At 48.9% G+C, this 20,972-nt stretch carries 20 protein-coding genes; 7 read left to right on the top strand and 13 right to left on the bottom strand.

Annotated elements, in window-relative coordinates; genetic code table 11:
- Positions 1-37: 37 nt before the first annotated feature.
- Positions 38-280 carry a DUF4060 family protein gene (locus HV243_RS11480; protein WP_019076930.1) on the top strand — a complete coding sequence of 81 codons (243 nt, stop codon included), beginning with the start codon at positions 38-40 and terminating at the stop codon, positions 278-280.
- 45 nt (positions 281-325) lie between these two features.
- Positions 326-526, top strand: coding sequence for a hypothetical protein (locus HV243_RS25705; RefSeq protein WP_016156725.1), 201 nt, complete (start codon positions 326-328; stop codon positions 524-526).
- On the opposite strand, the gene HV243_RS11475 is transcribed toward HV243_RS25705, so the two are convergent.
- Positions 519-1,712, bottom strand: a complete 1,194-nt coding sequence (locus HV243_RS11475; protein WP_049269436.1) for a site-specific integrase — start codon at positions 1,710-1,712, stop codon at positions 519-521. The genes HV243_RS25705 and HV243_RS11475 overlap by 8 nt on opposite strands.
- A 255-nt stretch (positions 1,713-1,967) precedes the next feature.
- Positions 1,968-2,141 carry a YciY family protein gene (locus tag HV243_RS11470; protein WP_016153268.1) on the bottom strand — a complete coding sequence of 58 codons (174 nt, stop codon included), beginning with the start codon at positions 2,139-2,141 and terminating at the stop codon, positions 1,968-1,970.
- Positions 2,142-2,283: 142 nt separating this feature from the next.
- Between HV243_RS11470 and cls the strand changes: the two genes are divergently transcribed.
- Positions 2,284-3,744 carry a cardiolipin synthase gene (gene cls / locus HV243_RS11465; RefSeq protein WP_016156727.1) on the top strand — a complete coding sequence of 487 codons (1,461 nt, stop codon included), beginning with the start codon at positions 2,284-2,286 and terminating at the stop codon, positions 3,742-3,744.
- A 34-nt stretch (positions 3,745-3,778) separates the two neighbouring features.
- Positions 3,779-4,108: an HI1450 family dsDNA-mimic protein gene (locus tag HV243_RS11460; protein WP_003020691.1), complete on the top strand. Its 330-nt coding sequence runs from the start codon at positions 3,779-3,781 to the stop codon at positions 4,106-4,108.
- A gap of 36 nt (positions 4,109-4,144) precedes the next feature.
- On the opposite strand, the gene HV243_RS11455 is transcribed toward HV243_RS11460, so the two are convergent.
- The 7 genes from HV243_RS11455 to ychE all read right to left on the bottom strand — a co-directional run bounded on the left by HV243_RS11455 (position 4,145) and on the right by ychE (position 12,070).
- Positions 4,145-4,981, bottom strand: coding sequence for an ion transporter (locus tag HV243_RS11455; protein WP_049269434.1), 837 nt, complete (start codon positions 4,979-4,981; stop codon positions 4,145-4,147).
- Positions 4,982-5,027: 46 nt separating this feature from the next.
- Complete coding sequence (gene oppF, locus HV243_RS11450; RefSeq protein ID WP_016156729.1) at positions 5,028-6,032, bottom strand: murein tripeptide/oligopeptide ABC transporter ATP-binding protein OppF; 1,005 nt, start codon at positions 6,030-6,032, stop codon at positions 5,028-5,030.
- Positions 6,029-7,042 (bottom strand): murein tripeptide/oligopeptide ABC transporter ATP-binding protein OppD, encoded by a 1,014-nt coding sequence (gene oppD / locus HV243_RS11445; protein WP_003833364.1) that lies wholly within the window; start codon positions 7,040-7,042, stop codon positions 6,029-6,031. The genes oppF and oppD overlap by 4 nt, the downstream gene beginning before the upstream one ends.
- Positions 7,043-7,053: 11 nt before the next feature.
- A complete protein-coding gene (oppC, locus tag HV243_RS11440; protein ID WP_003020701.1) occupies positions 7,054-7,962 on the bottom strand; it encodes an oligopeptide ABC transporter permease OppC in 909 nt (302 codons plus the stop codon).
- 14 nt (positions 7,963-7,976) lie between these two features.
- On the bottom strand, positions 7,977-8,897 hold the full coding sequence (oppB, locus tag HV243_RS11435; protein WP_003020708.1) for an oligopeptide ABC transporter permease OppB: 921 nt from the start codon (positions 8,895-8,897) through the stop codon (positions 7,977-7,979).
- 121 nt (positions 8,898-9,018) lie between these two features.
- Positions 9,019-10,650 carry an oligopeptide ABC transporter substrate-binding protein OppA gene (gene oppA / locus HV243_RS11430; protein ID WP_047358083.1) on the bottom strand — a complete coding sequence of 544 codons (1,632 nt, stop codon included), beginning with the start codon at positions 10,648-10,650 and terminating at the stop codon, positions 9,019-9,021.
- A 772-nt stretch (positions 10,651-11,422) separates the two neighbouring features.
- Positions 11,423-12,070 (bottom strand): NAAT family transporter YchE, encoded by a 648-nt coding sequence (gene ychE / locus HV243_RS11425; protein WP_003020714.1) that lies wholly within the window; start codon positions 12,068-12,070, stop codon positions 11,423-11,425.
- A gap of 487 nt (positions 12,071-12,557) precedes the next feature.
- Between ychE and adhE the strand changes: the two genes are divergently transcribed.
- Entirely contained in the window at positions 12,558-15,236 is a 2,679-nt protein-coding gene (gene adhE / locus HV243_RS11420; RefSeq protein ID WP_053388567.1) for a bifunctional acetaldehyde-CoA/alcohol dehydrogenase, read from the top strand.
- Between the two features lie 235 nt (positions 15,237-15,471).
- Here the strand turns inward: adhE and tdk are convergent, their stop codons facing one another.
- Positions 15,472-16,089 carry a thymidine kinase gene (gene tdk, locus HV243_RS11415; protein ID WP_019076935.1) on the bottom strand — a complete coding sequence of 206 codons (618 nt, stop codon included), beginning with the start codon at positions 16,087-16,089 and terminating at the stop codon, positions 15,472-15,474.
- Positions 16,090-16,712: 623 nt separating this feature from the next.
- Between tdk and hns the strand changes: the two genes are divergently transcribed.
- A complete protein-coding gene (gene hns / locus HV243_RS11410; RefSeq protein WP_003020723.1) occupies positions 16,713-17,126 on the top strand; it encodes a histone-like nucleoid-structuring protein H-NS in 414 nt (137 codons plus the stop codon).
- Between the two features lie 137 nt (positions 17,127-17,263).
- Here hns and galU read toward each other — a convergent pair whose 3' ends face one another.
- From galU to rssA, 3 genes are all read right to left on the bottom strand, one after another.
- The gene (galU, locus tag HV243_RS11405) at positions 17,264-18,172 is read right to left on the bottom strand and encodes a UTP--glucose-1-phosphate uridylyltransferase GalU (RefSeq protein WP_016153274.1); all 909 of its coding nucleotides are present in this window, start codon (positions 18,170-18,172) and stop codon (positions 17,264-17,266) included.
- 204 nt (positions 18,173-18,376) lie between these two features.
- A complete protein-coding gene (rssB, locus tag HV243_RS11400; RefSeq protein WP_016153275.1) occupies positions 18,377-19,390 on the bottom strand; it encodes a two-component system response regulator RssB in 1,014 nt (337 codons plus the stop codon).
- 90 nt (positions 19,391-19,480) lie between these two features.
- Positions 19,481-20,392 (bottom strand): patatin-like phospholipase RssA, encoded by a 912-nt coding sequence (gene rssA / locus HV243_RS11395; RefSeq protein ID WP_016156731.1) that lies wholly within the window; start codon positions 20,390-20,392, stop codon positions 19,481-19,483.
- Positions 20,393-20,503: 111 nt separating this feature from the next.
- Between rssA and HV243_RS11390 the strand changes: the two genes are divergently transcribed.
- Complete coding sequence (locus HV243_RS11390) at positions 20,504-20,959, top strand: YchJ family protein (RefSeq protein WP_016153277.1); 456 nt, start codon at positions 20,504-20,506, stop codon at positions 20,957-20,959.
- Positions 20,960-20,972 lie beyond the last annotated feature (13 nt).

Below are 20,972 nucleotides of genomic sequence, written 5' to 3'. Positions count from 1 at the left end.
GAGTTGGGAGGGTCCGCCCTCCCACTGAGGAGATGTAATGCGACTAATTAACCGAGCCAATCAGCAGTCTCCGTTAGCGCGTCAGGCATGCGACATCGCGCTGGCCACTCATCACGAACGCTACGGCGACTACGGACGCAGCAAGATGAAGGAAACGTACACGGTGAGAGTTGAAGGTGTGAAGGTCTGGGTGGAGGTAGTGAACCGCAAGGCGAGCTACGTGGCCACGGCGATGACAGGCATGCGCAGATTGCGAGCGCTGCCGGGTCAGGTGAGTTGATATTACTTTTATAAATGGCCCAGTACGGGCCATTGGAGAAAAACGATGGATGATATTTTGCTGACGTCAGACCTGACCAGTCGATACAAAATCTCACGTAAAACCCTTTGGTCATGGCAAAGCACAGAAACTATGCCGCGGGGTTTTGCGAAGCCGTTCCCTGCTCCTGATTTTCCTGGTAACCCAAACCGCTGGAAGTCGGAGTCAGTCAAAGAGTGGGAAGGTGTGAAACAGCCAATTAACTGAATGGCTCACCAATGATACTTTCAAGATGGCTCTGCCAAACGTGGAGCCAGTGTTTTTGGTCATCGATGTAGTCGTGCAGATTGTAGTGAGCCATTACACCGACCATCTGATGACCAAGTAGTTTTTCAATCACATGCGGCGGACAGCCAAGTTCTGAAAGGTTTGTCGCGATCGTTCTTCTCATATCATGGAGAGACCAGGGTTCCATTCCCGCAGCAGACCAAATATACCTTGCGTAATTTGAAGCGACTGGCGGATGTACTGGGACGTCCTTGATTTCACCATCCAGTAAGCGCTGTGAGGTGACTAAGTGTTTTGTGTTAATCTTCTCAAGATGATTTTTGACCACCCCCACCGCAGCATCAGAAAGAGCCCTTCTCATGTGCACTCGCGTTTTGTAACTTCCAGCAGGAACTATCCACTCATTTTCATTCAGTCTAAACCACGACCTTTCGCTTAATCGAATTTCTGCCGTTCTACACCCGGTCAGCATAATAAACTTCACAAGAAATACGGACTCAATCGACATGCGATTTTGCAGCCAGCGATAAATTGCCACCAGTTCACTATCATCCAGACGCCGCGTTCTCTTTTTCGGCTTTTGCCCGACATCAGTGGGTAGCAACCCCTCAAGCGGGTTAGTCGATATAACGCCCCTGTTGATACAGAACCTGAATGAGCGCTTGCACAGTGAAAGCATATAGTGGGCCATTACCCTGCTTTCAATCTGATCAAATACATCTATCCAGTGCATTTTTGTCGAGTTATCGACTTTGACGTTCCGCATCGGTTCGGCGATATGTTTGGCGAATACCAGCTGATAATAATCCGTCTTTGTGAGTTGATTCGCGATGCAGTGTTTCTCGATCCAATAATTGAAGGCTTCAGCCACTGTCATAGAACCTTCGCGAGATAATTTTTCCAGCTTCACTTGCTCGCGAGGATCTAAACCTTCAGTTAGCCACGTTCTGAACTGCTGACGCCTTTCCCTTGCCTGAGCAATGCTCATTGCTGGATAATCACCGACATTGAGTTTTACAGCTTTACCAGCCCATCTGTATCGATAGAAGAAAGAAACTTTTCCAGCCTGGCTGATCCTTGCGTTGAGTCCGTGAGAATCTGAAATGGTTTCGATATCATCGCGCTTCTTGCCAAGGGCCTTCCTGAGCTTTGTGTCAGTGATCATTGAATGGGTACACATTTGGCTTTTGAGTACGCAAAAGTGTACACAAAACTCGTTGCTCTAAGCTACCCGCAATGTAACACTTGTACTCAAAGTGTGATGATTGGAAGGCCGAAAGGCAGGTAATAGAAGGCTTTAGCGTAACAGAACGTTTTTACGCGGAATTCTTCGAAATAGGCCGAATGACAATACAAAAAAGTATTTTAAAAACAAAACGAAAAGCAGACATTGGGCACCGCCAGCGGTGCCCTTTTGAGATCAGATGTTGTGGATCGCAAACAGCAACGAGTTACGTTGATGGTTGAGAATACACTTTCTGATGGTATGGATACGCATATTACGGCGCGATTGTCCTTCAAGCCAACGTGCTTTACGGCGGCTAGCCTGACGCAGCATCCGCCAGCGTCCCACTTCCGTTCTACTACGCTTCATGTTTACTACTCTTTCAGTCACTGAACGGCCATTATAACGCCACACCGAATGCTGACCAGTGGTTTTCCCGTGTTTTTATTTGCCAGATTAATCCTGATGCGTAAACTCTTAACAATACGCTTTCAAAAGGATTTTTAAATTTATGACAACCTTCTACACCGTGGTGAGTTGGCTGGTCATTCTGGGTTACTGGGTACTCATTGCTGGCGTAACATTACGCATTCTAATGAAACGACGCGCAGTGCCCTCCGCAATGGCCTGGCTTTTGATCATCTATATTCTGCCATTGGTAGGGATCATTGCTTATCTGTCCTTCGGTGAGCTCCACCTGGGTAAACGTCGCGCCGAACGCGCCCGGGCAATGTGGCCGTCAACGGCCAAGTGGCTGAACGATCTTAAAGCCTGTAAGCATATTTTTGCGCAGGAAAACAGCAGCGTCGCGTCATCCTTATTTAAGCTGTGCGAGCGTCGTCAGGGAATCGCTGGCGTTAAAGGGAATCAATTGCAGTTGCTCACCAGTTCAGAGGACGTGATGCAGGCATTGATCCGTGATATTCAACTGGCGCGTCACAACATCGAGATGGTGTTCTACATCTGGCAACCAGGCGGTATGGCCGATCAGGTCGCCGAGTCATTAATGGCTGCCGCAAGGCGTGGAATTCACTGCCGCCTGATGCTGGACTCCGCGGGTAGCGTGGCGTTCTTTCGCAGCCCATGGGCCGCGATGATGCGTAACGCGGGTATCGAGGTTGTTGAAGCGCTGAAAGTAAACCTGATGCGTGTATTTTTACGCCGTATGGACCTGCGTCAGCACCGCAAAATGATCATGATCGATAACTATATTGCTTATACCGGCAGCATGAACATGGTCGATCCGCGTTTCTTCAAACAAGATGCAGGCGTCGGGCAATGGGTGGATTTGATGGCGAGAATGGAAGGTCCGGTAGCCACCGCTATGGGCATCGTCTATTCCTGCGACTGGGAAATTGAGACCGGCAAGCGCATTCTGCCCCCGCCGCCAGACGTCAATATCATGCCGTTTGAGCAGGCCAGCGGCCACACCATTCACACAATCGCTTCGGGACCTGGTTTCCCTGAAGATTTGATTCATCAGGCGCTGTTAACCGCGGCTTATTCGGCGCGTGAATATTTAATTATGACCACGCCCTACTTCGTTCCCAGCGACGATCTGCTGCACGCGATCTGTACAGCGGCGCAGCGCGGGGTCGACGTCAGTATTATTCTTCCACGCAAGAATGATTCCCTGCTGGTTGGCTGGGCAAGCCGGGCCTTTTTCACTGAGCTGCTGGCGGCTGGCGTTAAAATCTATCAGTTCGAAGGTGGCTTACTGCACACCAAGAGCGTACTGGTCGATGGCGAGCTGAGTCTGGTCGGTACCGTTAACCTGGATATGCGAAGTCTGTGGCTCAATTTTGAAATCACGCTGGTCATTGATGATGCCGGATTCGGTGGTGATCTCGCGGCAGTACAGGATGATTATATTTCGCGTTCTCGTCTGCTTGATGCCCGTTTGTGGGTAAAACGACCACTCTGGCAGCGGATCGCTGAGCGACTGTTTTACTTCTTTAGTCCGTTGCTGTAAAACGTGCCCATCAGACAGTAAACAGGTAGTCATTATGGATATGGATTTGAACAATCGCCTGACTGAAGACGAAACGCTTGAGCAGGCTTACGATATTTTTCTTGAACTGGCTGCGGACAACCTGGATCCAGCCGACATCATTCTGTTCAATTTACAGTTTGAAGAGCGCGGTGGTGCCGAGTTATTCGACCCGGCAGAAGACTGGCAGGAGCATGTTGATTTTGACCTGAACCCTGACTTCTTTGCCGAAGTGGTGATTGGTCTGGCAGATACAGAAGACGGCGAGATTAACGATATTTTTGCGCGCGTTTTATTATGTCGCGAAAAAGATCACAAACTCTGCCATATTCTCTGGCGCGAGTAACAAACAAAAAAGCTGCTCTCGCAGCTTTTTTCATTTTTAGCCCGGCAGTTTACTTCCGCAGCGGTTACAAAACTGCGCACTATGTTCATGCTGCGCCTGCTGACACTGTGGGCATCTACGCTGATATCCGCGCTGTTGGAACGCACTGCTCATGTGTGTAGTTATCAATCCGGTCGGTATCGCAATCACAGAGTATCCAATCAGGATAAGCACTGACGCCACCATGCGTCCCAACGGCGTGTGCGGTGTAATGTCACCGTAGCCGACGGTGGTGACCGTAACAATAGCCCAATACACAGACGCATTCAGCGTAGTAAAGCCATATTTGGGCCCTTCTATCAGATACATCATCGCGCCGAAAACAACCATCAGAATGGCAATAAAGGAATAGAACAACATCAGTTGATGACGGGCGCTTTTTAACGCATTCCAGAACACTCGCAGAGAAGGCATAAAACGCAGCAGCTTGAGAATACGCAAGACGCGCAGGACACGCATCGCTCGCCAGGCGAAGACATAGCTCAGACTGATTTCAGGCCATAGCCACATCACGTACAGCGGTAAAATGGTGGCCAGATCGATAATCCCCCAGAAGCTAAACACATATTTTGCGGGATTGGCCCAGCTGCATAAGCGAAGAAAATATTCGAGGGTAAAGACCAGAGTAATAAAGATCTCCAGCCAGACAAAAATGCGCCATTCCTCAAAGGTTAAATGGTATTGCGTCCCGACCCCGGACTCAATGAAGATAACAATAACGCTGAGCAAGGCGAACAGCGCGCACATACCTTCAAAGCGACGCCCTGAACGGGTGTTTAAATCGAATAATTTGCGATAGAGCGCGCGGCGGACAGAAGAGACTAAACCTGACACATATACCTCACCAAAAAGAAGGGCTGACCTTTGTCAGCCCTCTGGATTATAGCGGGTCTACTTTCAGGCAGGAAACTGCGTGACGGAAACTTCCTTCGAGAACCGGGCGGGTTTTTGCGCATTCCGGTCCGGCAATCGGGCAGCGCGTACGGAACACGCAGCCGGAAGGAGGATTAATCGGCGACGGCAATTCGCCTTCCAGCAACTGGATAACCTTGTTCCTTTCCTGATCCGGGTCGGGAATCGGCACTGCAGACATCAACGCTTTGGTATAAGGGTGCAGCGGATTATGGTACACCTCATCATAAGTCCCTAATTCCACCGCGTGTCCGAGATACATGACCAGCACGCGATCGGAGATATGTTTCACCACCGCCAGGTCGTGAGCAATGAAGATTAACGATAATCCCATTTCACGCTGGAGCTGTTGTAACAGGTTCACCACCTGGGCCTGAATGGATACGTCCAGCGCCGAAACCGGTTCATCGCAAATAATCAGCTTCGGCTCGAGGATCAGCGCCCGGGCAATACCAATACGCTGACACTGACCGCCGGAAAACTCATGCGGGTAGCGGTTAATCAGATTTGGCAGCAACCCCACCTTCATCATCATCGCCTTCACACGGTCGCGGACTTCCTGACCAGACAGGTTCGGATGATAAGTCCGCAGCGGTTCGGCAATGATTTCACCGATGGTCATGCGCGGGTTCAATGATGCCAGCGGATCCTGGAAAATCATCTGAATATCGCTACGCACTTCCCGCCACTCATCGGGTTTCATGCCCAGCAAATCTTTACCCAGCCAGGCGACTTTTCCATCGGTGGCTTTCACCAGGCCAATAATCGCACGGGCAAAAGTCGATTTTCCACAGCCTGATTCGCCGACCACGCCCAGGGTTTCACCTTCATACAGTCGCAGAGTCACGCCATCAACCGCTTTCAGGGTTTTAGACGGCTGCCAGAACCACTGCTTGCCGTCTTTAATGTCGAAATGGACTTTAAGATCGGCAATTTCAAGGAGCACTTTTCGTTGTTCGGTGACCGCATTCATACCAGTTCCTCCACCGGTTTAAAGCAGGCGCGCAGGCGGCCCGGACTAAACTCTTCCAGTGGCGGAGCACTGCTACAGATTTCCATCGCATGCGGGCAACGCGGCTGGAATGGACAGCCTTTTGGTAGACGCAACAGGTTCGGCGGGTTGCCCGGAATAGTCAGCATCTCTTCCCCTTCGGCATCCAGACGAGGTACGGCATTCAGCAAACCAATCGAATACGGATGAACGGGCTTATAAAAGACATCCCGCGCACTGCCATATTCCATGGTACGTCCGGCGTACATCACCAAAACTTTATCGCAAATACCGGCAACTACTCCCAGATCGTGGGTGATCATGATAATCGCAGTGTTGAATTCGCTTTTCAGTTCATTCAGCAGGGTCATGATTTGCGCCTGTACCGTAACATCGAGCGCAGTAGTCGGCTCATCGGCTATCAGTAATTTAGGCCTGCACAACAGTGCCATGGCGATCATTACACGCTGACGCATCCCGCCGGAGAATTCATGCGGATACATTTTCATACGCTTACGCGCTTCCGGCATTTTCACCGCATCCAGCATTCTGACCGATTCTTCAAAGGCTTCCGCTTTGCTCATGCCTTTATGCAGCATGAGAACTTCCATCAACTGCTCGCCGACTCGCATGTACGGATTGAGAGAGGTCATCGGGTCCTGGAAAATCATCGAGATTTGCTCGGCGCGCAGTTTGTTCAACTCTCGTTCCGGTAAATTCAGAATTTCACGTCCGTTGAAGGTTGCGGAACCTCCGATACGGCCATTTGCCGCCAGCAGGCCCATCAGGGCAAAAGCCGTTTGCGATTTCCCTGAACCGGATTCCCCAACAATACCCAGCGTTTCTCCAGCTCGCAGAGAAAAGTTTAAATCGTTTACCGCAGTCACATCGCCGTCGGGGGTGGCAAACGTCACGCGCAGATCTTTAACGTTCAGCAGTGCGTTAGCCTGTTGTTGCGCGAGCGGCGCGGTTGAGGTTTCAATTACGCTCATGGCTGCACTCCTTAACGGTCTTTCGGGTCGAGGGCATCACGCAGGCCATCGCCAATAAAGTTAAAACAGAACAAAGTGACCACCAGGAAGCCTGCCGGGAACAGCAGCAGCCATGGTGAGACTTCCATCGAGTTGGCACCATCACTCAGCAACGCCCCCCAGCTACTTAATGGCTCCTGCGTCCCTAATCCCAAAAAGCTCAGGAAGGATTCAAACAGGATCATGCTGGGCACCAGCAACGAAGCGTACACCACCACCACGCCCAGCACGTTCGGCACAATATGACGGATAACGATGCGCACGGTAGATACCCCACCCACTTGCGCTGCTTCAATAAACTCTTTGCGCTTGAGACTCAGCGTTTGTCCACGCACGATACGCGCCATATCCAGCCAGGATACCATCCCAATAGCGACAAAAATCAGCAGGATATTTTGCCCAAAGAAAGTGACCAGCAGAATCACGAAGAACATGAACGGGAAGGAGTTGAGGATTTCCAGCAGACGCATCATCACGGAGTCGATTTTACCGCCGAGGTAGCCCGACAGAGAACCGTATAGCGTGCCGACAACTACCGCGACCAACGCCGCGGCAATGCCGACCATCAACGAGATGCGACCGCCAATCGCCACACGAACCAGCAGGTCTCGACCTGACGAGTCGGTGCCGAAATAGTGTCCAGATTCCGTATCCGGCGCGCTGGACATCATACCCCAGTCGGTATCGAAGTAGGTAAACTGCGACAGCATCGGCGCCAGCGTCACAAACAGCGCAATAATCACCAGCACTACCAGGCTTGCTACCGCCGCGCGGTTATGCATAAAGCGTCGACGCGCGTCCTGCCACAGACTGCGGCCCTCGACCTCCAGCTTTTCACTGAAATTCTCCAGCGCTTCGCTGTTTTTCTTACTTAACATCATAGCGAGCTCCAGTATCAGTAACGAATTTTCGGGTCGATAACGGCATACAGCACGTCAACAATCGCGTTAAACACGATGGTCAGCGTCCCTACCAGTATGGTGAGGCTCAGGACCAGCGAATAGTCGCGGTTTAACGCGCCATTGACGAACAGTTGGCCAATGCCCGGCAAACCATAGATGGTTTCAATAACCATCGAACCGGTAATAATGCCGACAAATGCTGGTCCCATATAGGACAGCACAGGCAACAGCGCAGGTTTTAACGCATGGCGGAAAATAATCCGCCGCATCGGCAACCCTTTAGCGCGCGCGGTACGAATAAAGTTAGAGTGCAGCACTTCAATCATCGAACCGCGGGTAATACGGGCGATACTGGCGATATAAGCCAGTGACAAGGCCACCATCGGCAGGATCATAAATTTCAACGCCCCGCCATTCCAGCCGCCTCCGGGCAGCCATTTCAAGGTTATGGCAAATATCATGACCAATAAGGGAGCGACCACGAAACTGGGGATAACCACCCCGGTCATTGCCACCCCCATCACCGTGTAGTCCCAGCGCGTATTCTGTTTCAGCGCGGCTATCACCCCAGCGCTAACGCCAACGAGGACCGCCAGAATAAAGGCCGCAGCTCCCAGCTTCGCAGAAACCGGAAAGCTCGATGCCACAAGGTCGTTTACCGTATAGTCTTTATATTTAAAAGATGGCCCAAAATCGCCATGCGCCAGCTGCTTGAGGTAGCTGAAGTACTGCGTCGAGATAGGATCGTTAAGATGATATTTCGCTTCGATATTAGCCAGTACCTCTGGCGGTAACGCACGTTCCCCGGTGAATGGACTTCCCGGCGCAAGGCGCATCATAAAGAATGAAATCGTAATAAGTATAAACAGCGTCGGAATCGCTTCCAGACAGCGACGTAATATAAATTTTAACATTGCCCGTACCTTCTGGCGTGTGCCTTTACACCTCTTCTACCCCGACGTTCAGGTAAAGCGGTGTTAATAGTTCGAAGAAAAAAGACACTGTGGGGCAAAATGATTGCCCCACGTCTTGCCATTAATGCTTGATAATATACAAGTCTTTAACGTGGATATTATCCATCGGGTCTTTACCGGAGTATCCGCCAACCCATGGTTTTACCAGGCGGGCGTTAACATAGTAATAAACCGGTACAATCGCAGAATCTTTATCCAGCTGCTGTTCCGCTTTCGAATACAGTTCGCTGCGCTGCGCTTCATCAGTCACTTTCAGCGTATCCGCAATCAGCTTATCAAACGCCGGGCTCTTATAGTGGACGGTGTTGTTGGAGCTGTCAGACAGCACCATATTCAGGAAGGATGTTGGTTCGTTGTAATCCGCACACCAGCCCGCACGCGAAACATCATAGTTACCCTGATGGCGCGTATCGAGGAACGTTTTCCATTCCTGGTTTTCCAGCTTCACGTTGGCGCCCAGATTTTTCTTCCAGATAGATGCCGCAGCGATGGCCAGCTTTTTATGCAGGTCTGAGGTGTTATACAGCAGGTCAAAGGTCAACGGTTTTTCAGCGGTATACCCGGCTTCAGCCAGCAGTTTTTTCGCTTCTTCATTACGTTTTTCCTGAGACCATTTGAACCACTCTGGTTCAACCAGTTTCGCGCCATCGGTGTAAGGAGGGGTAAAGCTATACGCCGGCAGGTCCCCCTGGTTTTTAACTTTGTTGACGATAATGTCACGATCCAACGCCAGTTTCAGGGCGGTACGAACACGAACATCGTTGAACGGTGCTTTCTGGTTGTTGATTTCGTAATAATAGGTGCACAGATACGGGTCAACGTGAACTTCGTTCGGGATCTCTTTTTTCAGTTTCTGGAATAACTCGATCGGCATGTTGTTATAGGTCATGTCGATTTCGCCGCTGCGATAGCGGTTAACGTCAGTCACTTCAGAAGAAATTGGCAGGTAGGTAACCTGGTTAATAACCGTTTTGGCGTTGTCCCAGTAGTTGGTGTTACGCTCAAGTACAATGCGCTCGTTGACCACCCAGTCTTTCAGCTTATAGGCGCCGTTGGTGACGATGTTAGAGGGCTGGGTCCATTTCTCACCGTATTTTTCAACCGCTGCTTTAGGAACCGGAGAAACGGATGAGTGCACAAGCAATTTGTAGAAATAAGGAACAGGCTCGCTCAGGGTGACTTCAAATGTATGATCGTCGAGAGCTTTGACACCGAGATCGGTGATCGGCTTTTTGCCGGCGATAATATCGTCAATATTTACAATGTGACCGTACTGTAAATAACTGGCGTACGGTGACGCGGTATTTGGATTAGCCAGGCGTTGCCAGCTATACACGAAATCTTGCGCGGTAACAGGCGTGCCGTCAGACCATTTAGCGTCTTTACGCAGATGGAATGTCCACACCTTAAAGTCTTTATTTTCCCACTTTTCAGCTACGCCAGGCGATGGTTTGCCATCGACATCGCTGATTAATAAACCTTCAAACAGGTCACGGTTGATATTGGATTCAGGTACACCTTCGATTTTATGTGGATCGAGTGACTGAACTTCCGAACCGTTATTACGCACCAGAGTCTGCTTTTCAGCAAGCTGCACACCTGCTGGCACAACTGCCGCCGTAGCAACATTCCCAGCGATTAGCGCAGTTAGGATCCCCGCAGCTACTAAACTTTTTTTAGTGATGTTAGTCATTGTGTTTGTACTCCCTCATTATTATGGCTGGTTTTTTAACCAGACTGTTAATCCTGTCAGGATCCCTGTACGGCACCGGAGATTTTCTGCCGTCAGGTAGTTTCTTGTTTTACTGCTTGCTATCACCGACTTTATTTATTTCTGGCGATTCGTATGATCGCCTTGCGTCGATTATCTACGTGCCTCCCCTGCCGGAAACACGCTATTACCCTGTTGAGAGAAACTAATTGAAAATGATTCTCATCAACGTGAATTCTTCTGCATAATACCTGGCCGGAAAGTATCAAATGCGTTTCTTAACCGCCAATACATTTTACAAATTTGTTAACCAATTCTCTTTTATTGGAAATAAATCTCACTAAAAAAGTCTTACGAATGAAAGATTATGACAATAAAACGATAAAAATCAATATATTGCATAACGCGCAGTGTTAACTCCCCAGTCCTGTGTCAACACCACGCCAAAATGCACATAAATTTAACAATTGGTTATTAATTAGCACATTCATCTAAAAAAAACGCTGAAATAACTAATAACATTTCGATAATCCTTCAGCAAGCCCCAGAGTATGATGTTAATAAAATAACAGTGACATCGGGATCCCTCTGGTGGACCATTGAGTGTTATATCCATAAAATCAATGAATAAATTAATGAATAACCATCAGATATTTTTATATTTCTATGCTGATTTTCAACTTTAGTGAGAAGTTTTACTAATAACGAATGGAAACGGAGCCGAAAGAGGCTCCGTTGATGCCGAAGAGGAATATCAGGCAAGTAAACCGGGGAAAATGGACTTGATTCCAGTCACAATGAATTCGATCCCTAAGGCCATTAACAACAACCCCATAATACGCGTAATGACGTTGATACCGGTTTGGCCCAGCAGCCGTACCAGCCACGGTGCCATGCGAAAAAGTCCCCAACAGCACAGGGCAAACAACGCAATCGCCACAAAAAAACCAAACAGGTTAATCGCACTGTGATAACGCGTACCCCAAACAATAGTTGAGCTTATCGCCCCTGGCCCCGCCATAAGCGGCAATGCCAGCGGCACTACGCCGATACTTTCGCGGATTGCTGTTTCTGATTTTTCCTGTTTGTTTTGCTTATCTTCGCCCAGTTTTCCGCTAATCATCGACATTGCGATAGTCACCACCAGAATGCCGCCGGCAATCCTGAACGAATCTATCGAGATACCGAAGAGCTGCAGAATACCGTCACCAAGGAACAGCGAAGTCCACAGGATGATGGCAACCGACAGGTTTGCCGTAAGGTTGGTTTTATTTCGCGCAGCAGCCGTTTGATAGCTGGTCATACTGATAAAGACAGGGATGATCCCGACCGGGTTAACCAATGCGAATAACCCAATGAAAAACTTAAAATAGACAGGAAAATCAAATAGCGTTTGGATCACGGTTAGCTCCGAAGCGTTAGCCGGATAAAATGAGTCATAAAAATTGATAAAATCCGCGCTGAAGATACGCCTTTTGTCAGCATACTTCACCTTCTATCTGTGTATATCTACGTAAATACACTTCCAATACTTAGTGTTATTAATATGTATTAAATATGCTAATGTTAATGACATTCACCCCATCAATTTATTAACACTTACCGATAAACGCTAAAAGGGCCTGCTGAAAGGTGTCAGCTTTGCGAAATTTTGATCCAGATCACGCAATTACTACTCAGAAGTGAGTAATCTTGCTTACGCCACCTGGAGGTAGCGCGTTAGAATTAAGTGGCGCTAGCGTATAAGCTCTTTTAGTAAATCAAGGTAAAGTGGACGTTAATTAACCGTTTGATTTTCAAAACGTTACACAAATTTTCGTCGATCTGTCTATACTCTCGTATCGAGCAGATGATTTACTAAAAAAGTTTAACATTATCAGGAGAGCATTATGGCTGTTACTAATGTCGCTGAACTTAACGCACTTGTAGAGCGCGTAAAAAAAGCCCAGCGTGAATATGCCAGTTTCACTCAAGAACAGGTTGACAAAATCTTCCGTGCCGCCGCTCTGGCTGCCGCAGACGCTCGAATCCCTCTCGCGAAAATGGCCGTTGCTGAATCTGGCATGGGCATCGTCGAAGATAAAGTGATTAAAAACCACTTTGCTTCCGAATACATTTATAACGCATATAAAGACGAAAAAACCTGTGGTGTGCTGGCTGAAGACCACACTTTCGGTACCATTACCATCGCTGAACCGATTGGTATCATCTGCGGTATCGTTCCAACCACTAACCCGACTTCTACTGCAATCTTCAAATCACTGATCAGCCTGAAGACGCGTAACGCCATCATCTTCTCTCCGCATCCGCGTGCTAAAGATGCCACTAACAAAGCTGCTGATATCGTTCTGCAGGCAGCAATTGCTGCTGGCGCACCGAAAGATCTGATCGGCTGGATCGATCAACCTTCCGTAGAACTGTCAAACGCACTGATGCACCACCCGGACATCAACCTGATCCTTGCGACCGGTGGTCCAGGCATGGTTAAAGCAGCATACAGCTCCGGTAAACCGGCAATCGGTGTAGGCGCAGGTAACACCCCTGTAGTTATCGATGAAACCGCTGATATCAAACGTGCTGTTGCATCTGTTCTGATGTCTAAAACTTTCGATAACGGCGTGATTTGTGCTTCTGAACAGTCCGTTGTCGTTGTTGATTCTGTATACGATGCAGTACGTGAGCGTTTCGCGACTCACGGCGGCTACATGCTGCAAGGCAAAGAGCTGAAAGCCGTTCAGGACGTTATCCTGAAAAATGGCGCGCTGAACGCGGCTATCGTTGGTCAGCCGGCATACAAAATTGCTGAACTGGCAGGCTTCTCCGTACCAGAAACCACTAAGATTTTGATCGGTGAAGTGACAGTTGTTGACGAAAGCGAACCGTTCGCTCACGAAAAATTGTCTCCGACGCTGGCAATGTACCGTGCGAAAGACTTCGAAGACGCCGTTATTAAAGCTGAAAAACTGGTTGCGATGGGCGGTATCGGTCATACCTCTTGCCTGTACACCGACCAAGACAACCAGCCAGAACGTGTTGCTTACTTCGGTCAGATGATGAAAACCGCACGTATCCTGATTAACACCCCAGCTTCTCAGGGTGGTATCGGTGACCTGTACAACTTTAAACTCGCGCCTTCCCTGACTCTGGGTTGTGGTTCCTGGGGTGGTAACTCCATCTCTGAAAACGTTGGTCCTAAGCACCTGATCAACAAGAAAACCGTTGCTAAACGAGCTGAAAACATGTTGTGGCACAAACTTCCGAAATCTATCTACTTCCGTCGTGGCTCTCTGCCAATCGCACTGGATGAAGTGATTACCGATGGTCACAAACGTGCGCTGATCGTGACCGACCGCTTCCTGTTTAACAATGGCTATGCTGACCAGATCACCTCCGTGCTGAAAGCTGCTGGCGTTGAAACCGAAGTGTTCTTTGAAGTTGAAGCTGACCCAACTCTGACCGTTGTACGCAAAGGTGCTGAGCTGGCTAACTCCTTTAAACCAGACGTGATCATCGCGCTGGGTGGCGGTTCCCCGATGGATGCCGCGAAAATCATGTGGGTTATGTACGAACACCCAGAAACCCACTTCGAAGAACTGGCACTGCGCTTTATGGACATCCGTAAACGTATCTACAAGTTCCCGAAAATGGGCGTAAAAGCGAAGATGGTTGCCGTCACCACCACTTCTGGTACCGGTTCTGAAGTTACTCCGTTTGCGGTTGTTACTGACGATGCAACTGGTCAGAAATATCCGCTGGCAGACTATGCGCTGACTCCGGACATGGCTATTGTTGACGCCAACCTGGTGATGGATATGCCTAAGTCCCTGTGTGCGTTCGGTGGCCTGGATGCCGTCACTCACGCTCTGGAAGCTTACGTATCCGTGCTGGCTTCTGAGTTCTCCGACGGTCAGGCTCTGCAAGCGCTGAAACTGCTGAAAGAAAACCTGCCAGCGTCCTACCACGAAGGTTCTAAGAACCCGGTAGCGCGTGAGCGTGTACACAGTGCAGCAACCATCGCCGGTATTGCGTTTGCTAACGCCTTCCTGGGTGTATGTCACTCAATGGCGCACAAGCTGGGTTCTCAGTTCCACATTCCTCACGGTCTGGCGAACGCCCTGCTGATCAGCAACGTTATTCGTTATAACGCAAACGACAACCCGACTAAACAGACTGCATTCAGCCAGTACGACCGTCCACAGGCTCGTCGTCGCTACGCTGAAATCGCAGACCATCTGGGTCTGAGCGCACCGGGCGACCGTACTGCTGCAAAAATCCAGAAACTGCTGGGCTGGCTGGAAGAAATCAAAGCTGAACTGGGTATTCCTAAGTCTATCCGTGAAGCTGGCGTTCAGGAAGCTGACTTCCTGGCACACGTGGACAAACTGTCTGAAGATGCGTTTGATGACCAGTGTACCGGTGCTAACCCGCGTTACCCGCTGATTTCTGAACTGAAACAGATCCTGATGGATACCTACTACGGTCGTGAATACAGCGAAGATCAAACCGCCGTTAAGACTGAAGCAGTAGCTGCTCCGAAAGCTGAGAAGAAAGCGAAGAAATCCGCTTAATTCATCCAGATAAGTTTTAGTTTCACCATAAACGGTCCCGAATTGGGGCCGTTTTTTTACATCTTACGTTATCAGAATCGATACATGACCAATTCAGCGACGTTTAAAGGGTGAACCTGTAAAAGGATGCTTAGGAGGATGCGAGAATAGCGTCAGGAGAGTGTCTTACAGGGTAGCGAACATTAGCGAATGCGCAGCCTACCCTGTGCTAATAAGCGCCCAGAAGCGCGTAGAGTTAATCGTGGTTGTGTCGTTCTTGTATCGCCGTCAGAGAGCCCTCAGACTGTGCTTGCTTATAATGCTTACGGCATACCGATACATAGCGTTCGTTCCCGCCAATCACCACCTGTTCGCCCTCGTTATAAGGTCGTCCTGCCTGATCAAGACGCAACACCATACTGGCCTTACGCCCACAGAAACAAATGGTTTTTAATTCAACCAGTTTATCTGACCACGCCAACAGGTATTCGCTGCCGCCAAATAACTCACCACGAAAATCGGTACGCAAGCCGTAGCACAACACGGGAATATCCAGCTGATCGACAACTTCAGATAATTCATAAACCTGCTGTCGAGTCAGAAACTGCGACTCATCAACCAGTACACAGTGAATTCTTTGCTGCTCATTCTCAGCCCGAATCTCTTCGAACAATGATGAATTTTGGTTAAACAATTTTGCAGGTGACGACAGACCTATACGTGAACTTACTTTTCCAGCACCAAAGCGGTCATCAATTTCCGCTGTATATACCACGGCACGCATCCCACGTTCCTGATAATTGTACGAAGATTGCAGCAATGCAGTCGACTTACCGGCATTCATTGCAGAATAGTAAAAATATAGCTGTGCCATTGACCGTAGGCCCTCACCCGGGGAAATAAATATGGGCAGGATTGTACCATATTTCACGAACGTGTCGGTGTAGCGTTGCCTGCATAGGCGTATAAATAGGCGTTCAGACTCGCTCAGTGTCGCCTAAATAACCGATCCTTTAAGTGACATGGGAGCGTGAGTACACTCCAGTCATAGCCCAGGTAGCCTGAAACTGGACGGGTATATACACACTCTTTCACAAATAGTGCTCATGAAATTTATCCATACCTCTTATCTTCTTACGGCAATAAAGAAACCCTTCCCTTATTGTTATTGAATCTACCCACTGTCGCCATGTATTAGCGAATTCATGTAAGCAAAACTAATACAAAAGGTTGAAATCACTGCAAAGAGATACTATTTGCACACCATAAAATGTGACCTGAATCTTGAATTTTTACTCTCAGCAGCTGAGAAGCCCCCTCACCAATAAGCCTTTTTTATGCCCAACGTCGCGGAGAATTTAAGACAGATGAATTAATTCTGATACTAAATAAAGCGCAATTTTGAATTCCTTACATTCCTGGCTATTGCACAACTGAATTTATCGCTCTATTATTAGCTCAACAAACCACCCCCAATATAAGTTTGAGATTACTACAATGAGCGAAGCACTTAAAATTCTGAACAACATCCGTACTCTTCGTGCGCAGGCAAGAGAATGTACTCTGGAAACGCTTGAAGAAATGCTGGAAAAATTAGAAGTTGTTGTTAGCGAGCGCCGTGAAGAAGAAAGCGCTGCAGCTGCTGAAGTTGAAGAACGTACTCGTAAACTGCAACAATATCGTGAAATGCTGATCGCTGACGGCATTGACCCGAACGAACTGCTGAATAGCATGGCTGCTGTTAAATCTGGCACCAAAGCTAAACGCGCTGCACGTCCGGCTAAATATAGCTATGTTGACGAAAACGGTGAAACTAAAACCTGGACTGGTCAGGGTCGTACACCGGCAGTGATCAAAAAAGCGATGGAAGAACAAGGTAAACAACTGGACGATTTCTTAATCAAAGAATAATTCAGAAATAGTTTGCTTAAAATCCCGCCAGTGGCGGGATTTTTTTTACCTGTACTTCGCACAGTCCCTACCCAGTTCAGGTATAAAAAAACGGTGCTGGATTAACAGCACCGTTCAGACCTGATAATACCAGCAGGTTACTTCTTAATACCCATCTCATCTTCCAGCCAGGCTTTAAATTCAGCGCCGAGAGTATTATGGCGAATACCATATTCAACGAACGCCTGCATATAGCCCAGCTTATTACCACAGTCATGGCTTTTGCCCTTCATGTGATAAGCTTCAACCGTTTCTTTTTCAATCAGCATATCGATAGCATCAGTCAGCTGAATTTCGTCACCGGCTCCCGGAGGCGTTTTTGCCAGCAGAGGCCAGATATCCGCGCTAAGGACGTAACGCCCCACGACGGCCAGATTAGATGGCGCCACATTCGCTTTCGGCTTTTCAACAACGCCAACCATCGGTACGCTTTCGCCCGGCGCTAATTCAACGCCTTTACAATCAACAACACCATAAGCGGTAACATCTTCTACCGGCTCAACCATAATCTGGCTGCTGCCTGTTTCATCGAAACGATGAATCATTTCGGCAAGGTTGTCGCGTGATAAATCAGATTCGTATTCGTCAAGAATGACATCCGGCAAGATAACCGCAACGGGCTCATCGCCAACCACCGGGTGCGCGCACAATACCGCGTGGCCCAGACCTTTGGCCAGTCCCTGACGCACCTGCATAATAGTGACATGTGGCGGACAAATAGATTGCACTTCTTCCAGAAGCTGGCGTTTTACACGTTTTTCCAGCATAGCTTCAAGTTCAAAGCTGGTATCGAAGTGGTTTTCAATCGAATTTTTAGACGAGTGAGTTACAAGTACAATTTCAGTGATGCCCGCAGCAATACATTCGTTTACGACGTACTGAATTAATGGCTTATCAACCAACGGTAGCATCTCTTTCGGGATTGCTTTCGTAGCCGGTAACATCCTGGTTCCTAATCCCGCAACCGGGATAACGGCCTTTTTGACTTTTGAATTAAGGGCAGCCATTTAAAACTCTCCTGGACTGTTCATGTATTGAACGTGTTCATCAATCTGTATCGCATCCAAGTATATCAGTACCGCGACAAGCTTCTGGTCTGAAAAGGACGCGCGTCGGTATAATTAAGATAAATACGAATAAATCTGGCGCTGATAGTAGCACTCACAGCATGAGGGGGGTGAGCCAATTTCATTCTCACGCCACTCGGTTGTTCATTCTGCAGACAACATCAGGCGCAGGCGACCACCTGCCCCCCAAATTTGGCATTGCCAGGATTCGCAACGTTGGCTCAGTTGATTAAGATACGCATTCCCTAAGGTTCCCAACGGAACGCCATTGCTGATTTGTACATTGTGGGAACCTGTATTTAATGTCGCATTCAGCCCTGCTGATACCAGAATCAGGTTTTTTAATCCGCTGTGGTAATAACCCACCAGCAAAGGGAATTGTCCGGGCAAATTAGCCTGGCGCAATAAATGGTTAACCTGTTTCAATAACGCACCGAGCTCCGGCAATCGTTGATTTTGATGCGCGAGCTGTTCCTGCAGCAAACCGTTAAATAGCGCCCGCAGTAACAATGCTGCCAGAACGCCATTATCCCCTGCCCGCGTCACATCCAGACAATAAAACGCAAGGTCATGGTCCGATAGCGGTGCAATATCCAGTACCAGCCCCGGTTGATCGGCGGCTACCAATTGACGATAGTTGATCCGACATCGTGAAATAACTTGCGACACAGGAGGCTGTAATTCTTGCAACAGCTTCGCTGCAGCGGCAGGATCACCAACCATCGCATCCCAGTCACGAAACAGCCGCTCTTCTTCTTCCACGCGTGAATTAAACATATTCGGATACAGACACGCAAAGACGGTTTCGCGCAGGCGGTTCAGGTCCTTGACCGGCTTTAGCAGCACATCATCCACACCCAATCGCAGTGCTTTGGCTATATCAGACATGTTTTCCGTCGCTGATATCACCAGGATTGGGGTCTGATCGCCACGATTACGCAGATACTCTACTAGCTTAAGTCCGTTCATACGTGGCATAGCCAGGTCGCAGATAATCAGGTCGGGGTTAAAGTGCCCGAGTAATTCAAGTGCTTCAAGTCCATCGCCAGCTACCGCCGTTGTCGCTCCCAAAGAGGAAAACCATGAGTCCATGAGTGAGCGAAATACCGGCTCATCCTCAACGATAAGAATCTGTTTTCCGACCAATGGCTGCGTCATATTCTCCCCCCTGACTGGCTTTAGTAAATAGTGGCATGCTATTGCTACTCACGCCTGTCAGAATTTGCTTAAGTGTTGATAAAAAATGCGTTAGATGTTGGTTTTCACCAGGGGTAGAAGCTCATCCATTTTCTTCTCGACCGCCAGTTGTCCAGCAGCAATTGCTGCGCTGGCGCGGTGAAAATCCAGCGTTGATATTTGCGGACAAAACGGCTGGATCAGGATATCTGGCGGGTCACCGGCCATGCGGTTACGTTTCAGACGGTTTTCCAGAACCTGAATAGAAGTCGTCATGATCTCCATCGCCGTCGGCGCGGTTACCGCACGCCTGGCAGTTATGTTGCTCAAGCGCTCTTTCAGTCGGGCACGCCATGAAAGCGCGTCGACATCATCACCCGTTTCGGCATCACTGCTGACGTTAAAGGAGAGTAAATCTTGCTGCATAAGATGCGCATCGTGTTGCAGATCGACGGCAATAACGATGTCAGCGCCCAGCGCGCGAGTTAAGGATACAGGAACGGGATTCACCACCGCGCCATCGACCAGCCAGTAACCATTATGCGCTACAGGGGACATCAGACCAGGAATACTGCAGGAGGCCCGAACAGCCAGGTGCAAATCACCTTCCGTGAACCAGAGCTCCCGACCCGTACTCAGATTAGTAGCCACAGTTGCGAAACGGCGAGTGCATTGCTCAATTGCTTCTACCGGCATGACATTACGGTACTGATTGAATACCCGTTCACCACGCAGTAAACCGCCCCTGCGCCACGAGAGATCCATCAGACGTAAGACATCCCAATAGCTGAAAGAACAAACCCATTGTTCGAGAGCAGGTAACTTATTGCATGCGTAGGCTGCACCAACCAGCGAACCAATGGAGCACCCTGCCACAATATCAACATCAATGCCCATATGCTTTAGGGCTTTAATAACGCCAATATGCGACCAACCTCGCGCCGCGCCGGAACCTAGCGCCAGCCCAATTTTTATTTTTCTCATTGTACGTACAAACTTCCCCTGGCTTGCAGACGTAGCAACATCGCTACCGCTCAGTTAACATAGTGCTACCCTGGCGTTTTTACGCCGTTTTTTTATTCCAGGGAGTACTTTGTGTCTCAGCTTTGTCCCTGTGGTAGCGCTGTCGAGTATAGCCTATGTTGCTACCGTTATGTGTCCGGCGCGCAAGTAGCACCTACGCCGTCACACCTCATGCGTTCTCGTTACTGTGCTTTTGTGATGAAAGACGCAGATTACCTTATCAAGACCTGGCATCCGGACTGTCATGCAGCCGCGTTTCGCGACGACATTATCGCAGGATTTAGCCACACTGAATGGCTCGGGCTGACCGTTTTTGAACAACAAACGGCAGACACAGAAAATATCGGCTATGTCAGCTTTGTTGCGCGATTTTCTGAACAAGGTAAAACAGGTGCAATTATCGAGCGCTCTCGTTTTTTAAAAGAAAACGGTCAGTGGTACTATATAGACGGTACACGCCCTCAAATTGGACGAAACGATACCTGCCCTTGTGGCTCCGGTAAAAAATTTAAAAAGTGCTGCGGCTAATCAACGCCCGACA

Origin of the sequence: Citrobacter sp. RHBSTW-00599 (assembly GCF_013784065.1) — a bacterium.
Lineage (GTDB): Bacteria > Pseudomonadota > Gammaproteobacteria > Enterobacterales > Enterobacteriaceae > Citrobacter > Citrobacter braakii.
This window is presented reverse-complemented; position numbering and strand designations above follow the sequence as displayed.

Excerpts from the sequence above, each read along its gene's own strand:
- HV243_RS11480 (WP_019076930.1), top strand. The coding sequence starts at position 38 with ATGCGACTAATTAACCGAGCCAATCAGCAGTCTCCGTTAGCGCGTCAG.
- HV243_RS25705 (WP_016156725.1), top strand. The coding sequence starts at position 326 with ATGGATGATATTTTGCTGACGTCAGACCTGACCAGTCGATACAAAATC.
- HV243_RS11475 (WP_049269436.1), bottom strand. The coding sequence starts at position 1,712 with ATGATCACTGACACAAAGCTCAGGAAGGCCCTTGGCAAGAAGCGCGAT.
- HV243_RS11470 (WP_016153268.1), bottom strand. The coding sequence starts at position 2,141 with ATGAAGCGTAGTAGAACGGAAGTGGGACGCTGGCGGATGCTGCGTCAG.
- cls (WP_016156727.1), top strand. The coding sequence starts at position 2,284 with ATGACAACCTTCTACACCGTGGTGAGTTGGCTGGTCATTCTGGGTTAC.
- HV243_RS11460 (WP_003020691.1), top strand. The coding sequence starts at position 3,779 with ATGGATATGGATTTGAACAATCGCCTGACTGAAGACGAAACGCTTGAG.
- oppF (WP_016156729.1), bottom strand. The coding sequence starts at position 6,032 with ATGAATGCGGTCACCGAACAACGAAAAGTGCTCCTTGAAATTGCCGAT.
- oppD (WP_003833364.1), bottom strand. The coding sequence starts at position 7,042 with ATGAGCGTAATTGAAACCTCAACCGCGCCGCTCGCGCAACAACAGGCT.
- oppC (WP_003020701.1), bottom strand. The coding sequence starts at position 7,962 with ATGATGTTAAGTAAGAAAAACAGCGAAGCGCTGGAGAATTTCAGTGAA.
- oppB (WP_003020708.1), bottom strand. The coding sequence starts at position 8,897 with ATGTTAAAATTTATATTACGTCGCTGTCTGGAAGCGATTCCGACGCTG.
- oppA (WP_047358083.1), bottom strand. The coding sequence starts at position 10,650 with ATGACTAACATCACTAAAAAAAGTTTAGTAGCTGCGGGGATCCTAACT.
- adhE (WP_053388567.1), top strand. The coding sequence starts at position 12,558 with ATGGCTGTTACTAATGTCGCTGAACTTAACGCACTTGTAGAGCGCGTA.
- tdk (WP_019076935.1), bottom strand. The coding sequence starts at position 16,089 with ATGGCACAGCTATATTTTTACTATTCTGCAATGAATGCCGGTAAGTCG.
- hns (WP_003020723.1), top strand. The coding sequence starts at position 16,713 with ATGAGCGAAGCACTTAAAATTCTGAACAACATCCGTACTCTTCGTGCG.
- galU (WP_016153274.1), bottom strand. The coding sequence starts at position 18,172 with ATGGCTGCCCTTAATTCAAAAGTCAAAAAGGCCGTTATCCCGGTTGCG.
- rssB (WP_016153275.1), bottom strand. The coding sequence starts at position 19,390 with ATGACGCAGCCATTGGTCGGAAAACAGATTCTTATCGTTGAGGATGAG.
- rssA (WP_016156731.1), bottom strand. The coding sequence starts at position 20,392 with ATGAGAAAAATAAAAATTGGGCTGGCGCTAGGTTCCGGCGCGGCGCGA.